The organism is Paremcibacter congregatus (assembly GCF_006385135.1).
In the GTDB taxonomy this organism is placed as follows: domain Bacteria; phylum Pseudomonadota; class Alphaproteobacteria; order Sphingomonadales; family Emcibacteraceae; genus Paremcibacter; species Paremcibacter congregatus.
This window is the reverse complement of record NZ_CP041025.1, coordinates 1,653,306-1,668,846: the sequence shown is the minus strand read 5'-3', so window position 1 is coordinate 1,668,846 and position 15,541 is coordinate 1,653,306. Positions and strand designations below refer to the sequence as shown.

General features: G+C 52.2%; 17 protein-coding genes. 4 read left to right on the top strand and 13 right to left on the bottom strand.

The window, feature by feature from the left end:
* Nucleotides 1–45 precede the first annotated feature (45 nt).
* Nucleotides 46–960 carry a glutaminase gene (locus FIV45_RS07385; protein WP_099471732.1) on the top strand — a complete coding sequence of 305 codons (915 nt, stop codon included), beginning with the start codon at nt 46–48 and terminating at the stop codon, nt 958–960.
* A gap of 182 nt (nt 961–1,142) precedes the next feature.
* On the opposite strand, the gene FIV45_RS07380 is transcribed toward FIV45_RS07385, so the two are convergent.
* Nucleotides 1,143–1,577 (bottom strand): helix-turn-helix domain-containing protein, encoded by a 435-nt coding sequence (locus FIV45_RS07380; RefSeq protein ID WP_099471731.1) that lies wholly within the window; start codon nt 1,575–1,577, stop codon nt 1,143–1,145.
* A 394-nt stretch (nt 1,578–1,971) separates the two neighbouring features.
* Between FIV45_RS07380 and FIV45_RS07375 the strand changes: the two genes are divergently transcribed.
* Complete coding sequence (locus FIV45_RS07375; RefSeq protein WP_099471730.1) at nt 1,972–2,172, top strand: hypothetical protein; 201 nt, start codon at nt 1,972–1,974, stop codon at nt 2,170–2,172.
* A 150-nt stretch (nt 2,173–2,322) separates the two neighbouring features.
* Here the strand turns inward: FIV45_RS07375 and FIV45_RS07370 are convergent, their stop codons facing one another.
* From FIV45_RS07370 to FIV45_RS07340, 7 genes are all read right to left on the bottom strand, one after another.
* A complete protein-coding gene (locus FIV45_RS07370) occupies nt 2,323–2,763 on the bottom strand; it encodes a type II toxin-antitoxin system RatA family toxin (RefSeq protein WP_099471729.1) in 441 nt (146 codons plus the stop codon).
* A gap of 11 nt (nt 2,764–2,774) precedes the next feature.
* A complete protein-coding gene (lipA, locus tag FIV45_RS07365; protein ID WP_099471728.1) occupies nt 2,775–3,770 on the bottom strand; it encodes a lipoyl synthase in 996 nt (331 codons plus the stop codon).
* An 18-nt stretch (nt 3,771–3,788) separates the two neighbouring features.
* Complete coding sequence (gene lpdA / locus FIV45_RS07360) at nt 3,789–5,207, bottom strand: dihydrolipoyl dehydrogenase (protein ID WP_099471727.1); 1,419 nt, start codon at nt 5,205–5,207, stop codon at nt 3,789–3,791.
* 13 nt (nt 5,208–5,220) lie between these two features.
* Nucleotides 5,221–6,483, bottom strand: a complete 1,263-nt coding sequence (locus FIV45_RS07355) for a pyruvate dehydrogenase complex dihydrolipoamide acetyltransferase (RefSeq protein ID WP_099471726.1) — start codon at nt 6,481–6,483, stop codon at nt 5,221–5,223.
* Nucleotides 6,483–7,865 (bottom strand): pyruvate dehydrogenase complex E1 component subunit beta, encoded by a 1,383-nt coding sequence (locus tag FIV45_RS07350; RefSeq protein WP_099471725.1) that lies wholly within the window; start codon nt 7,863–7,865, stop codon nt 6,483–6,485. Before FIV45_RS07350 ends, FIV45_RS07355 begins: the two co-directional genes overlap by 1 nt.
* 13 nt (nt 7,866–7,878) lie before the next feature.
* Nucleotides 7,879–8,943 (bottom strand): pyruvate dehydrogenase (acetyl-transferring) E1 component subunit alpha, encoded by a 1,065-nt coding sequence (pdhA, locus tag FIV45_RS07345; protein WP_099471724.1) that lies wholly within the window; start codon nt 8,941–8,943, stop codon nt 7,879–7,881.
* Between the two features lie 224 nt (nt 8,944–9,167).
* The gene (locus tag FIV45_RS07340; protein ID WP_099471723.1) at nt 9,168–9,473 is read right to left on the bottom strand and encodes an FtsB family cell division protein; all 306 of its coding nucleotides are present in this window, start codon (nt 9,471–9,473) and stop codon (nt 9,168–9,170) included.
* 196 nt (nt 9,474–9,669) lie between these two features.
* Here FIV45_RS07340 and FIV45_RS07335 point away from each other — a divergent pair, with 196 nt between their 5' ends.
* Nucleotides 9,670–9,999: an NIPSNAP family protein gene (locus FIV45_RS07335; RefSeq protein ID WP_099471722.1), complete on the top strand. Its 330-nt coding sequence runs from the start codon at nt 9,670–9,672 to the stop codon at nt 9,997–9,999.
* Nucleotides 9,996–10,340, top strand: a complete 345-nt coding sequence (locus tag FIV45_RS07330) for an antibiotic biosynthesis monooxygenase family protein (protein WP_099471721.1) — start codon at nt 9,996–9,998, stop codon at nt 10,338–10,340. The genes FIV45_RS07335 and FIV45_RS07330 overlap by 4 nt, the downstream gene beginning before the upstream one ends.
* 12 nt (nt 10,341–10,352) lie before the next feature.
* On the opposite strand, the gene FIV45_RS07325 is transcribed toward FIV45_RS07330, so the two are convergent.
* From FIV45_RS07325 to tpiA, 5 genes are all read right to left on the bottom strand, one after another.
* Complete coding sequence (locus FIV45_RS07325; RefSeq protein ID WP_099471720.1) at nt 10,353–11,051, bottom strand: ArsR/SmtB family transcription factor; 699 nt, start codon at nt 11,049–11,051, stop codon at nt 10,353–10,355.
* Between the two features lie 135 nt (nt 11,052–11,186).
* Nucleotides 11,187–12,461: a phosphopyruvate hydratase gene (gene eno, locus FIV45_RS07320; protein WP_099471719.1), complete on the bottom strand. Its 1,275-nt coding sequence runs from the start codon at nt 12,459–12,461 to the stop codon at nt 11,187–11,189.
* Nucleotides 12,462–12,488: 27 nt separating this feature from the next.
* Nucleotides 12,489–14,126 carry a CTP synthase gene (locus FIV45_RS07315; protein WP_099471718.1) on the bottom strand — a complete coding sequence of 546 codons (1,638 nt, stop codon included), beginning with the start codon at nt 14,124–14,126 and terminating at the stop codon, nt 12,489–12,491.
* Between the two features lie 129 nt (nt 14,127–14,255).
* Nucleotides 14,256–14,576, bottom strand: a complete 321-nt coding sequence (secG, locus tag FIV45_RS07310) for a preprotein translocase subunit SecG (RefSeq protein ID WP_099471717.1) — start codon at nt 14,574–14,576, stop codon at nt 14,256–14,258.
* A 106-nt stretch (nt 14,577–14,682) separates the two neighbouring features.
* The gene (tpiA, locus tag FIV45_RS07305; protein WP_099471716.1) at nt 14,683–15,423 is read right to left on the bottom strand and encodes a triose-phosphate isomerase; all 741 of its coding nucleotides are present in this window, start codon (nt 15,421–15,423) and stop codon (nt 14,683–14,685) included.
* Nucleotides 15,424–15,541 lie beyond the last annotated feature (118 nt).

Sequence of the window (15,541 nt, the reverse complement as noted above, 5' to 3'; positions counted from 1 at the left end):
TTAATGCGATACCGTTGCCAGACAAATCTGCAGGAAAGACAAGTCATGAATTATCAGGCTGTATTAAATTATATCAGTGAATTCATCCAACCCGAATTCGGCAAGGGCAAGGTGGCGGATTACATCCCCTCGCTGGCCAATATCCCGCCGACCAAATTCGGTATGGCGATCCATATGGTTGACGGCCAGACCTACAAGGTGGGAGATGCCGAGGAAAATTTTTCCATTCAGAGCATTTCAAAACTGTTCGTCCTGCAATTGGTGATGCGCCATATGGGGGATATGGTATGGACAAAGGTTGGCAAGGAACCATCCGGCGATCCGTTTAATTCTCTGGTGCTGCTGGAACATGAAAATGGCATCCCCCGAAATCCGTTTATCAATGCCGGCGCCCTCGCGACCACGGACATGCTGATGTCAACAACACAGGATGCCAGTCTGCTGATCCGCAATTATCTGAAATTCATTTCCATGAATCCCGCAATTGAAAGCGATCCGCTCGTCGCTCAATCCGAACTTGAAACCAGCCACGTCAATCATGCGCTCGCCCATCTGATGAAAAGCTATGGTGTGATAGAAAATGATGTGGGGGCCCTGATCGAGGTTTATTGTCAACACTGCGCCATTTCCATGAATTGTGTCGACCTGGCCGCCGCCATCCTGCCTCTGGCGGACAAAGGTTATTCGGCAGTTTGCGGCGAAACCATTCTGCCGGAACGCAACGCCAAGCGCCTGAATGCGGTGATGCTGACCTGTGGAACATACGACAGCGTCGGCAGTTTTGCCTATCGGGTTGGATTGCCGGCAAAAAGCGGCGTCGGGGGCGGTATCGTCGCGGTCGTGCCGGGCAAAATGTCGATCGCCGTCTGGTCACCGGAACTGGATAAATTCGGCAACTCCTACGTCGGCACCGCCGCGCTGGAACAATTCACGTCCTTGACACACTGTTCGATCTTCTAACAAGGGGATGTTTGGTGAGAAGAGCCGGACAGGGAATGGCAAGATGTGGAGATCCCCATCTTACCATTCCCCACCCCCCAAGAAGTTCGCTCAATATTTAAAAACTGATGTCCACTGACATCATTTTATATCAACCAGAATTCTAAATCAGCCAGACCGAAACGGCAGAGTTGACCCAGTCATCACTTTGGTGCATCCGGCGGGTCACGCCGATCTGCAGTCCAGATTAAATGCCCCACATGCAACACCAGAAACATCCCCAGCAGGTACGAAAGCCAGTTGATCAGATCCGATTCCAGCTCAAAGGCATAATTCATACCCAACAACCAGGTAATCACAACCATTGATGTCGCCAGGTGAAGAATAAAGCCTTTCCATTTTTTAGGGATAAAAGCTTCCGCCGCAATTTCGATCACCTCTACCCTTGCGGGTTCATCTAAGACTTTCTGCAACTCAGAACTCGAGATCTCAAATCCCGCCGCTAAAGCATTCAACGTCTCCAGGCCGGGTTTTTCGCCTTTTTCAAGACGTTGAATCGTGCGAACGCTTAAGCCGCTAATCTCGGCCAGTTGCTCTTGCGACCAACCTTTGCTTAAACGCCGCTTTTTCAGTTGCATTTCAAAGTCTTTTCTTCATCATTCCGAACCTTTACAGATATTCATATACCTATCAACATTACCCACAACCTGACACGACAAATGACCGACAGTGACACGACATAAACACGACACAAACCCGACATCCTCATTATAACTGAACAAAAGTTCAATTATACCTGCTGTGTTTATTTCTCTTTTCTGAATAAATTTTCTTCTGCCCGTGAGATTACCCGATACAGAAAATAGCCATAAAATAAGCTTTATGTTTGTAATCCCCAAATGCATAATCGCAACAATCCAGTGTTCCCACCCCAACAGATTTCGTCGCATACGAAGGCCCCCAACTTGTCATTATCAAAGAGAACGTGGCCTACAAATCCTCTCTCGGCTTTAAAGCGGCAAAGAGCAACTCATGGATAAATCCATCTGTTCTCCTTACCAAACCGCTCCTCTTACAGGAGAGCACCTTCTGGCTCAGGAATTGGGATATATTATGAGAACAGCGCCGATAAAATGGCGTTCCAAGCTTATACAGATATTTACGCTGCAGCACACAAGCCACAGTCGCAAGGCCGCCAATCTGGTACATGGTATTTTCCAGGGATTGCCGTAAAGAGACAGGCCCCAGTGTACACCTATTTCATTTTGATACAAGTACCCGTCTTCTGACGGTCCCTACCGGATGGATAGCGCGATGTTATTTTTTCATATCTTTTTTATGAGAAAACTTGAATGAACTACAGATAATTCCTTATATTTACCGCTACTTCTGCGCCTCACCATACAACGCATCGGCACGGGTTTCAAAGGCTTCGATCATATGATGCACCGCTTCGGTGAAAATGCCCCCCACCAGTTTTTCGAAAATGCGATTGCGGAACTCAAAATCAACCAAAAAATCCACATGACAGCCCCCATCCGCGCGCGGAATGAACTGCCAGTGGTTATGGAGATATTTCAACGGCCCCTTGATATATTCCACCTCGATCCGGCCCTCGGAGAAGGTCACATGGGAAGTAAAGCGTTCACGGAACATCTTGAACCCAATGATCAAATCGGCATAAAGGCCGGTTTCTGTTCGATTATAGACCCGCACTCCCTGACACCAGGGCAGAAACTCGGCGTATTTCTCCACATCGGCGACCAGCTGATACATCTGCTCCGCCGAATAGGGTAATTCGCGCACTTCGGTGAATTTTGGCATAGGAGGAAGGCCTAGCTCTCGTTCAGGGGATTAAGCTTCGCCATCTCGTCAATATCGATCGGCGCATCGACCTTGGCTTTCCGGCTGCCCTCGGCGGCGACTTTCGCGGCCCGTGCGGCTTTCAGCGCCTCGAAATCATCGCCCGCATGATGAGAAGATCGGGTCAGCGGCGATGACGCCACATGCAGAAAGCCTTTCGACTTGGCCTTCTTCGCGTATTTGGCGAACTGGTCCGGTGTAATATAATCAATCAGCTCGGTATGCTTCTTGGTCGGCTGGAGATACTGCCCTATGGTGATGAAATCGATATCGGCGGAGCGCATGTCATCCATGACCTGCAGTACTTCGGCTTCCGTCTCCCCCAGCCCGACCATAATGCCGGACTTGGTGAAGATCGTCGGATCGATTTCCTTGACCCGGTCGAGCAAGCGCAGGGAGTGGAAATAGCGCGCGCCGGGGCGGATATGATTATAGTTGCGCGGCACGGTCTCCAGATTGTGATTAAATACATCCGGCTTGGCGGCGACGACTTTTTCCATTGCTCCCGGTTTGTTGCGGAAATCGGGGGTGAGGATTTCGATGGTGGTGTTGGGCGCTTCGCGGCGTAAAGCCTCGATCACCTTGACGAACTGGTCCGCGCCGCCGTCTTCCAGATCGTCCCGGTCGACGGAGGTAATCACGATATGATTGAGCCCCATCTTACCGGCGGCAATCGCCACATTATCCGGCTCCATCGGGTCAACGGGATTACCCTTGCCGGTTTTGATATTGCAGAAACGACAGGCCCGGGTGCAGGTATCCCCAAGAATCATCACGGTGGCGTGTTTTTTCTGCCAGCACTCGCCGATATTGGGACAGGCCGCCTCTTCACAGACCGTGTTCAGGTTCAGCTCGCGCATCATCTTGAATGTTTCATGATAGCCCTTAGAAACAGGCGCCTTCACCCGAATCCAGTCTGGCTTGCGCCGGAACTGTGAATTGCTTTCAATCTTGGTCACTTTTGTCATGAACCTGTACCTTACCCGTTAAAAATGCAGCGCTTTACCGTACGCATCCAATACACTCTCATGCATCATTTCCGACAAGGTCGGATGAGGGAATACCGTATGCATCAATTCCGCTTCTGTGGTTTCCAGCGTGCGGGCGATGGTATAGCCCTGGATCATTTCAGTAACCTCAGCCCCCACCATATGAGCGCCGAGCAGTTCCCCGGTTTTAGCATCAAATACGGTCTTTACAAGCCCTTCCGCTTCACCCAGGGCAATTGCCTTGCCATTGCCGATGAAGGGGAAACGGCCGACCTTGATTTTCAGCCCCTTTTCCTTGGCGGCTTTTTCGGTCAGACCGACGCTTGCCACCTGGGGACGGCAGTATGTGCAGCCCGGAATATTACCCTTGTCAATCGGGTGCAAGTCCTTGATTTCCTTATGGCCTTTATCGCGGGCAATTTTCTCTATCACGATCACACCTTCATGGCTGGCCTTATGGGCGAGCCACGGCGGGCCGGTCAGATCACCAATGGCATGCACGCCCTTGACGCCGGTATGGCCCCATTCATCAGCGACAATATGACCGCGGTCAACCTTGACGCCATTCTCTTCCAGCCCGATATTTTCCACATTACCTGTGATGCCAATGGCCAGAATCACCCGATCGACTTCGATCTGCTGTGTCTTGCCTTTGGCGTCTTCCACTGTGCAGACCACGCTGTCTTTCTTCTTGTCCAGTTTGGTGACAGAAGAGGAGGTGAGAATTTTCATGCCTTGCGCTTTGAAGGATTTCTGAGCGAAGGCGGAGATTTCTTCATCTTCCACCGGCATCACCCGGTCGAGCATCTCGACCACAGTCACCTCAGCGCCAAGCTCGTTATAAAAGCTGGCAAATTCAATGCCAATAGCGCCAGAGCCAATGACCAACAGCTTTTTCGGCATGGCGTTAGGCACCAGCGCGTGGCGGTAGGTCCAGATCTTGTCACCATCGGCTTTCAGATGCGGCAGTTCCCGCGCCCGCGCACCGGTGGCGAGGATAATATCGCCCGCCTCGATATCGGCGATCTTTTTACCGTCTTTGCTGACGCTGAGCAGGCCGGGTTTCACCAACTTGCCCTCCCCCTCAAAAACTTTCACTTTATTCTTTTTCATCAGATGGGCGATACCGCCGCTGAGTTGTGCGGCAATGCCCCGGCTGCGGCTCACGACCTTATCCAGATCAAAGCCCAACCCTTCGGCCACCAGGCCGTAGTCAGCGGCATGTTTCATATTGTGAAACACTTCCGCCGAGCGCAATAGCGCCTTGGTGGGGATACAGCCCCAGTTCAGGCAAATGCCACCGAGATTTTCCCGTTCAACAACCGCCACCTTATAGCCCAGCTGCGCCGCGCGGATTGCCGCCACATAACCACCAGGTCCGCCGCCCAGAACAACAATATCAAATTTCTCGCTCATATTCGGTCCAATCTTACAGCAGCATGGTGGAAGGATGTTCAAGATAGGTCTTCAGGGCGGCCAGAAATTCGGCCCCAACGGCCCCGTCGATGGCGCGATGATCACAGGCCAGATTGACCGACATCACGGTCGCGGCCGTCACCTGACCGTCTTTGATCACCGGACGTTGTTCGCCGGAGCCAATCGCCAGGATCGCAGCCTGCGGCGGGTTGATCACCGCCTGGAACTGCTTGATTCCCATCATGCCAAGGTTGGAGATTGAGAAGGTTCCGCCCTGATAGTCTTCCGGCATCAATTTTCCGTCACGGGCTTTCTTGGCCAGCGCCTTGGTTTCATCAGAAATCTGACGCAGGCCTTTCTGTTCGGCCCCGCGGATCACCGGGGTAACCAGACCGCCCTCAATGGCAACCGCCACCGAAATATCGGACCGGCTATACTGCCGCATCACATCACCGCCGAACTGCACATTGGCCGCCGGGACTTTCTTCAGCGCCAGCGCGCAGGCGCGGATGATGAAGTCATTGACGGAGATTTTATACTCATCCGACATGCTGTTGAGTTCTTTACGGGCGGCAAGCAGATTATCCAGTTCAATATCCACCCCGAGATAGAAGTGAGGCACAGTCTGTTTGGATTCGGTCAGGCGTTTGGCAATGGTCTTGCGCATGTTGCTAAGTTTGATTTCCTCAAACGGCGCATCGCCTTCAAGGGATGGCAGCCCCGCCGCTTTCGCAGCTGTCACCGCCGGGGTGAAGCTTTCCACATCCCGCTTGATCACCCGGCCATGAGGGCCTGATCCCGGAATATCGGCAATCTCAAAGCCATTCTGTTCGGCAATGCGCCGGGCCAGAGGCGAGGCAAAAATTCGATCGCCGGAGGCTTTTGCTTTCGGAAAAGGTCCAACTTCGCCTAAAGGTTTCATTGCTGGAGCAGCTTTTGTCGGTGCCGCAGCCTCTGCTTTCGGCGCAGTTTTCGCCTCAGGGGCCGCCGCCGTTTTCCCCGGCGCCATACCTTCGAGAACGCTCGCGTCTTCGCCTTCTTCCAAAAGCACCGCAATCAGATCGCCAACCGCGACATTCTCGGTGCCTTCCGGGACAAAGATCTTGCCGACAGTGCCCTCGTCAATGCTTTCAAATTCCATGGTGGCTTTATCGGTTTCGATTTCAGCAAGAACCGTACCGCTCTCGACGACATCGCCCTCTTTCACCAGCCATTTCGCCAATGTGCCCGATTCCATGGTCGGGGACAGGGCGGGCATGTTCAGTTCAATCGCCATCAGTTATCTCCTTCCACGTAACAGACCTTGCGCACCGCCTCGACAATCTTGTCGGCGTTGACCACCATCAGTTTCTCCAGATTGGCCGCATAAGGCATCGGCACATCTTCGTTCGTGACCCGAACCACCGGAGCGTCAAGATAATCAAAAGCGTCTTCCATCAGGCGGGCGGAAACTTCAGAACTGATTGAACAGCTGACCCAGCCTTCTTCGACGCAGACAACCCGGTTGGTTTTCTGAACAGAAGCGATCACGGTGTCCATATCCAGCGGACGCAGGGTGCGCAAATCGATGATTTCGGCGTCAATACCCTGCTCCGACAGTTTTTCAGCGGCTTCGAGCGCGAATTTCACCCCAATGGAATAGCTGACCAAGGTCACGTCGGACCCGGCGCGCACCACCTTGGCTTTGCCAAGCGGCACGGTGTAATCTTCGATGTCCGGCACGTCAAAGCTCTGACCATAGGTGATTTCGTTCTCGAGGAACACCACCGGATTCGGGCTTTTAATCGCCGATTTCAACAATCCCTTAGCATCGGCCGCCGAATAAGGTGACACCACGATCAGGCCTGGCACATGGGCGTACCATGGAGCATAATTCTGACTATGCTGAGCCCCGACCCGGCTTGCGGCGCCATTCGGACCCCGGAAAACGATCGGGCAACGAATTTGTCCGCCGGACATATAATTGGTCTTGGCGGCAGAGTTGATCAGATGGTCAATCGCCTGCATGGCAAAGTTAAAGGTCATGAATTCGACCACCGGTTTCAGACCGGCCATGGCGGCCCCGACACCGAGACCGGCAAACCCATGCTCCGTAATGGGCGTGTCAATCACGCGGCGATCGCCAAATTCGTCATGCAAACCTTGCGTAACCTTATAAGCGCCCTGATATTCCGCGACTTCCTCGCCCATGATGAAAACATCTTCATCAAGACGCATTTCCTCGGCCATGGCATCGCGCAAGGCTTCACGTACAGAAAGCGTGGTGAAGGTCGTCCCCTCCGGCAGGTCTTCTTCGACAATGGCCGCCGCTTTCGGCGCCTCGGCGACATCACTTGAGGCGCTTTCTTCGCGAGTCTCATTTTGCTTAGTAGCCGGCGCGCTGGTGGTACTGGCATCAATGGCAGAAGCATCTTCGCCGTCTTCCAGCAGAACTGCGATCAAAGTTCCGACAGCAACACCTTCGCTGCCAGATTCCACCAGGATTTTTCCGATCACGCCTTCTTCGTCAGTTTCCAGCTCCATGGTGGCTTTATCTGTTTCGATCTCGGCCAATACATCACCGGCGGCGACACTGTCGCCCTCTTTCACATTCCATTTGGCGAGCGTTCCCTCTGTCATGGTCGGGGACATGGCTGGCAGCAGAATTTCAATGGTCATCTTGTTCTTCCTCTTATTCTGCGACTAAGATGTCGGTGTATAGTTCAGTGGCATCCGGTTCCGGGCTTTCCTGGGCGAATTTCGCCGCCTCTGCCACACGCGCCTTGATCTCTTTGTCGATCGCCTTCATGTCATCTTCACTCATGATATCGCCGTCCAGCAATTTCTTTTTCACCTGATCAATCGGGTCATGTTCGGCGCGCATTTTCTGCACTTCTTCCTTGGACCTGTATTTCGCCGGGTCCGACATGGAATGGCCGCGATAACGATAGGTGTTCATTTCCAACAACATCGGTCCGTTCCCGGCACGACACCAGTCAACCGCCCGTGTCGCCGCTTCCTTCACCGCCAGAACATCCATACCATCCACGGCTTCCCCCGGAATTTTAAAACTTTCACCGCGACGGAACAGCTCAACCTCTGACGACGCCCGCTTAACAGCTGTCCCCATGGCATACTGGTTATTCTCAATTACGAAGATCACCGGCAGCCCCCAAAGTTCCGCCATATTGAAGGTTTCATAGATCTGGCCCTGATTGGCTGCACCGTCGCCGAAATAAACCACAGAAACGTTATCGGTCTTGCGGTATTTATGGGCGAAGGCCAAACCGGCGCCAATGGGCACCTGGGCGCCAACGATACCGTGGCCGCCGTAAAATCCGTGTTCAACACTGAACATATGCATTGAACCGCCCTTGCCTTTCGACAGACCGGAAGCGCGTCCCGTCAGTTCCGCCATAATTCCATCAGGGTCAATGCCGCACGCCAGCATATGGGCATGGTCACGATAACTGGTAATGATGCTGTCGCCCTTCTTCAAGGTTGACTGAATCCCCGAGACAACCGCTTCCTGACCGATATACAGATGGCAGAAACCACCGATCAATCCCATGCCGTACATTTGGCCGGCTTTTTCCTCAAAACGGCGCATCAGCAGCATCTGGCGATAGAATTCTGACAATTCTTCCGGGGAGGCCTCTAGTTGTTTCGGTTTCTGAGGTTTGCGACGCGCCGCGGGCTTGCCGCTTTTCGTCATTTTTTTGCCTGGGGATTGAGATCCGCTCGGTTGCTTTGCCATTTTATATAAGCCCATCCTGCTATAGTGAAAACAGTTATTCCGATTAAGCGCGAAGAATAGCGCAATGCCTCTTAAATAATGGTAAAAGTCATTGAAATACAAGCTTTTTTAATAATTAACCAAATTTAAGTTAACTGCAATAATTAAGCTATTGAAATTCAAACAGATAATAAGAGGAGGAAAAAGTCGCCTGAAAAACCGAAACAGGATTTTTTCTGAAAAAATCAGTTTTCCTGTAAAATGATAATCTCGTCCTTATGCATTAACCCCAACATCTCGCGGGATTTTTCATCGAGATAATCCGGGTCCACATGGTCCGGCTGCAACAACTCCACATGACGTTCAATATCAACTTTACGCTCGTGGACCAGATCATATTCCTGTTCCAGCGCGGCGATTTCATCCAGAAGGTCCGCTTTCACCTGCATACTACGCATACCATAGATGAAAAAATAGACAATGATCAGCGAACAGATCATCGGGATGACCATCTTCTGAAATCGGTTTTGAATGTTTAATGGGCGTTTCATACCCTATAAGAATCACACCTGATTCGCCGGGTCAAGTCTTTTTTGTATTTTACTTTTAGAGTCAAGACACTAGACCAACTCATGTCCCTGATAAGACTCACAAAAACGACTTTAAAAAATATATAATTCGAGACAGAACGAAACATCCATCCCTTCCCCCTTCTATTATCATCCTTACATCATGAGGAGAAATAATATGATTACCTGTTTCATTCGCTATGAAATCGACCCCTATAAAAAAGGCCAGTTCATCCAATATGCCGAAACCTGGGGACAAGCCATCCCCGCCTGTGGCGCAGACCTTGTCGGTTATTACGCCCCGCATGAAGGGTCTGACACTGTCGCCTATGGTGTCTATAACATCGAAGACCTTGCGGCCTATGAAGACTATCGCAGGCGTCTTGCCGAAAGCCCTCTGGGGTGTGAAAATTATCATTTCGCGCAACGAGAGAAATTTATTCGGCGCGAGGACCGCCTTTTTCTCAAACCTGTTTCCCACCCGCACGCCAAGAGGATTTTTCCATGATCGCCGTCATCTTTGAATTGGACCCAAAGGCGGGCCAACGGCAACATTATCTGGATCTGGCGGCAGACCTGCTGCCTCTGTTGATGAAAATTGACGGCTTCCTGTCGATCGAGCGCTTTGAAAGTCTGTCCCAGCCCGGCAAGCTGCTGTCCTTGTCTTTTTTCCGCGACGAGACGGCGATCCAGCAGTGGCGCAGTCTTGAAAAACATCGCAGCGCCCAACAGGCCGGACGCCAAGAGATATTCAATAGTTATCGCTTACGCGTTGCTGGCGTCATGCGCGATTATGGCATGACGGACCGGGATCAGGCGCCCCCGGACTCCAAAGAAATCCACGGCTGATATCGGATCAGGCTAAACCTCCCGAAGTCCAAACATCATCAGCAGAGCCTCGCGCCCCGGCGGGGTAATTTCAAGGGCTCTGCTGCCTTTGATCCGCCGGACAAAATTCTTCTTCAGGAAATGCTGGCAGATCACCGCACCAAGGGACCCGGCGATATGTGGCCGCCGCTCGCTCCAGTCCAGACAAGGACGACATTGCGGGCGGGTAGCCTGGGTCGCTGAAGCGACCTCACTTAATCCATGCGCCTGCAGAAAACCGCGCCCCTGTTGTGAAATCATCCCCGCCTCGCCCTCAAAGACAATTAGCTTTTGCGCAATCAGACTATCGGCAATGGCAACACCAAGCCGGCCCGCAAAATGATCGTAACAGGTGCGTGCCCGCCGCATCGCCTCATCGCGTGGTCCCGGCACCACGGAACGCCGTTCCGATATTTGTGCGCCCGCGACCTGCATCATCTGCTCGACAAGTTGCGCGATTTCCGGGGACGCCAAACGATGGTAGCGGTGACGCCCCTGCTTCACCACCGCCAGAAGCTTCGCCCTTACAAGCTGCGCCAGATGACTACTGGCCGTTTGCGGCGTGACTTGAGCGACATACGCGAGTTCTGACGCGGTCAAGGCCTGGCCATCCATTAGGGTGATCATCATCGCCGCCCTCGCCGGCTCACCCAGTAAGCGGCCAATTTCGGCGACCTGGTTGGTTTTGATCATGACATTATCCTCTCCCAAACCACTCTAACACAGCTTGGGATCGCATACTACGGCCCTCATCGAAGTGTGGTTATGTCATAAAAAAAGCGACCCGGCATATACCAGATCGCTTTTCTTGATTTGACTTCAGACTGATCAGCCGCGCAGGATACTTTTTCCGGCATAGGTTGCCGCATCACCCAGCGCTTCTTCAATCCGGATCAGTTGATTATATTTCGCCAACCGGTCAGAACGGGCGAGAGAACCGGTTTTGATCTGGCCACAATTTGTCGCAACCGCAAGGTCGGCAATCGTCGCATCCTCGGTTTCACCGGACCGATGCGACATCACCGATGTATAGCGGGCCCGGTGGGCCATATCGACCGCATCAAACGTCTCGCTCAGGGTGCCGATCTGATTAACTTTAATCAGAATGGAGTTGGCCACGCCCTGCTTGATGCCATCTTCAAGACGCGCCGGGTTAGTCACAAACAAATCGTCACCCACCAGCTGTACTTTGTCGCCAATGCTTTCGGTCAGCGTCTTCCAGCCAGCCCAGTCATCTTCATCCATACCGTCTTCGATGGACAGAATCGGGTAACGGGCGCAAAGATCGGCGTAATAGGCGGCCATTTCACCACTATCGAGAGTCTTGCCTTCACCGGCAAGGACGTATTTTCCGTCCTTGTAGAATTCGGAAGACGCCGCATCAAGCGCCAGCATGATATCTTCACCCGGCTTGTAACCGGCGGCTTCAACAGCCTGCATGATGAAATCAAGCGCCTCGACAGTCCCGTTCAGATTTGGTGCAAAACCACCTTCGTCTCCAACGCCGGTGTTATGACCCGCATCAGACAATTTCTTTTTCAGGGTATGGAAGATTTCAGCTCCCATACGGATGGCTTCACGAATATTTCCGGCGGAAACCGGCATGATCATGAATTCCTGGATATCAATCGGGTTATCCGCATGTTCGCCGCCATTAATGATGTTCATCATCGGCACCGGCAGAACCCGCGCAGAAGGTCCGCCGAGATAATTATAGAGAGGCAGAGCCGCTTCGTCCGCCGCAGCCTTCGCCGCCGCCAGACTGACGCCAAGAATAGCGTTCGCCCCAAGCCGTGATTTATTCTCTGTTCCGTCCAGGTCGCGCATGATCTGATCAAGAATGATCTGATTTTCCGCATCAAAACCGGTCAGGGCGTCATAAATTTCACCATTCACAGCCGCAACCGCTTTTTCAACTCCCTTGCCCATATAACGGGCGCCCCCATCACGCAGCTCCACGGCCTCATGGGCGCCGGTGGATGCGCCGGATGGCACAGCCGCACGACCAAAAGCACCTGTCTCCAGCGTCACATCAACTTCAACGGTCGGATTACCCCGGCTGTCCAGAATTTCACGGCCCGTAATGTCAATAATTGCAGTCATATCTTCTCACCTCGATGATAATAAAGGTTAAACCAGCCGGGATTGCTTTACCGCGGCTTTGATAAAGGATGCAAACAGGGGATGCGGCTCAAACGGTTTTGACTTCAGTTCCGGATGGAACTGTACGCCAATATACCATGGGTGATCTTTGATCTCGACAATCTCTGGCAGTTTTCCATCCGGAGAGAGACCAGAAAAAATCAACCCAGCCTCTTCGAGCTGTTTGCGATAATTGATATTCACTTCATAGCGATGACGGTGACGTTCAGAGATGGCTTCACTGCCATAAGCCTCATGGACCTTGCTGCCGGGCAAAAGCTTGGCTTTATATGCCCCGAGACGCATGGTACCGCCCTTGTCGTCATCCTCAGACCGGGTCTGGACTGTGCCGCCCGCGTCCCATTCGGTCATCAAGCCAACAATAGGATGTTCACATTCGCCAAATTCGGTTGAACTCGCGTCTTTGATTCCCGCCATATTACGGGCCGCTTCCACACAGGCCATCTGCATACCGAAGCAAATGCCGAAATACGGGATTTTTTGTTCCCTAGCATAGCGCGCCGCCGCGATTTTGCCTTCTGCACCGCGTTCCCCGAAACCACCCGGCACCAAGATACCGTCCACATGTTCAAAGTGCGTCGCCATATCTTCACCGGCCTCGAACACCTTGGCGTCAAACCATTCGATATTCACTTTGACATTATTGGCGAAACCGCCATGAATCAAAGATTCAATCAGGGATTTATATGCATCCTTCAGCGATGTATATTTACCGACAACCGCAATTGTCACATCCCCTTCAGGGCCATTAACATGATCCATAATATCGTGCCAACGCGACAAATCGGCATCGGTCAGACCCGGGTCTATCCCGAAGGACGACAGAACTTCCGCGTCCAGACCTTCCGCATGATAATTGAGCGGCACTTCATAAATACTGTTTGCGTCGAGCGCCTGAATAACCGCAGATTCGCGGACGTTACAGAACAACGCAATCTTGCGGCGATCACTGTCTTCAACCTCATGCTCTGATCGACAGACCAGAACATCAGGCTGGATACCGATACTGCGCAATTCTTTGACAGAATGCTGGGTTGGCTTAGTCTTCAACTCGCCCGCTGCACTCAGATACGGCACCAGGGTCAGATGGATATAACAGACATTGGCTTTCCCCAGGTCATTCCCCAACTGGCGGATCGCCTCCATAAAGGGCAGACTTTCGATATCGCCAATGGTACCGCCAATTTCGCACAACACAAAATCCGTTCCGGCATCAATATCCGACCGGGCAAACTCCTTAATGGCATTGGTCACATGCGGGATTACCTGAACGGTGGCGCCAAGATAATCACCGCGCCGTTCCTTGGCCAGAATATCGCTATAGATACGCCCGGAAGACACACTGTCACTCTGACGTGACGGCACACCGGTAAAGCGTTCATAATGCCCGAGGTCAAGATCCGTTTCCGCCCCGTCATCGGTCACAAACACCTCGCCATGTTGATAGGGCGACATGGTGCCGGGGTCTACATTAAGATAAGGGTCGAGTTTCCGCAGACAAACAGAGTAACCGCGCGATTGCAATAATGCGCCAAGCGCAGCGGACAAGATGCCCTTCCCTAACGAGGAAACAACACCACCAGTAATGAAAATATAACGTGCCATGGGCGGATAACTATCCCGAACAAATATTAAAAAAGATGAAGACCTGCATCCAAGAACACAGGCCCAAAATTTAAATTCCCCGATCCTTATGCCAGTATATTAAACCGACACAGGCCTTTATATGCTGTTTTATTCAGTATCCGGAATAACAGGGGCCGTTTTATCTTCCGGCTCACTCTGTTCAACAACAGGCTTCTTCGTGTCAAAAACCGAACTGTCTTCAGACTGTTGTTTTGCGATCACTGCCAGCAGCATACTGGTGACAAAAAAGCCAACTGCCATAAATGTTGTTATCCGGGTCAGCAAGGTTGCCGCACTACGGCCGGACATCATGCCTCCCTGGCCTCCTCCGCCCATGCCCAGCGCGCCGCCTTCGGAGCGCTGAATAAGAACCAAAACGACAAGACTTACTGTCAAAATCAAATGTATAACAAGAACAATCTCTTGCATATCTTATAACTCTTTTTTTATCTGCGAAACCAATCAATCAATCTGGCTTTTACTCTAATCCGTTTGATATGGCTAGTGTAAAATTTTCTTACCGTTGCCGGATGGATCATTGATAGGTTGCTATGATGCCGTAAAAATCTTCGGCTTTCAGGCTGGCGCCCCCTACAAGTGCGCCATTTACATTTGGCACGGACATCAATTCCGCCGCGTTGGACGCCTTGACGGATCCCCCATACTGAATGCGTACTTTCTCGCCCGCATCCCCGAAACGATCCATCAGAAGGTTGCGAATAACCGCATGCACGTCTGCCACATCATCCGCCGTCGGCGTCTTGCCGGTGCCGATGGCCCAGACAGGTTCATAGGCAATAACCGTGTTATCGGCCATGGCGGTCTCCGGGATAGACCCCCGCACCTGAGATGTCACAACATCAAGTGTCGACCCGTCTTCCCGTTCTGCATCGGTTTCTCCGACACAAATGATCGCTGTCAGGCCCTGATCCTGAGCCGCCAGCGCTTTCGCCTTGACAACGTCATTGGTTTCCCCGTGGTCCGCCCGGCGCTCTGAATGCCCGACGATCACATAGTTACAGCCCAGATCCTTCAACATCGCGGCAGAAATATCACCCGTATGAGCGCCGCTGACCGCCATATGACAATCCTGCCCGCCAATATCGATGCCCTTGCCAGACAAGTTCGAAATCAACGTCGCTGGTGGACAAATCAGGACATCACATCCCGCGCCCTTTTCGGCGACCAACCGGGCGAGCTTTTCAATCTCTCCCACGCTTGAGGTCAAGCCATTCATTTTCCAGTTACCAGCAACAAGCGCTTTCGGGGCCGTCATAATCATTTTCCTCTGAGTTGAAACATACGGTTGGGTTAGCAGAATTCTCGCGACATTTCCACATCCAAGATGGAAAAAAATGCTTTACAGGGACATTTCCCGCTTACCGTCTCCCTTT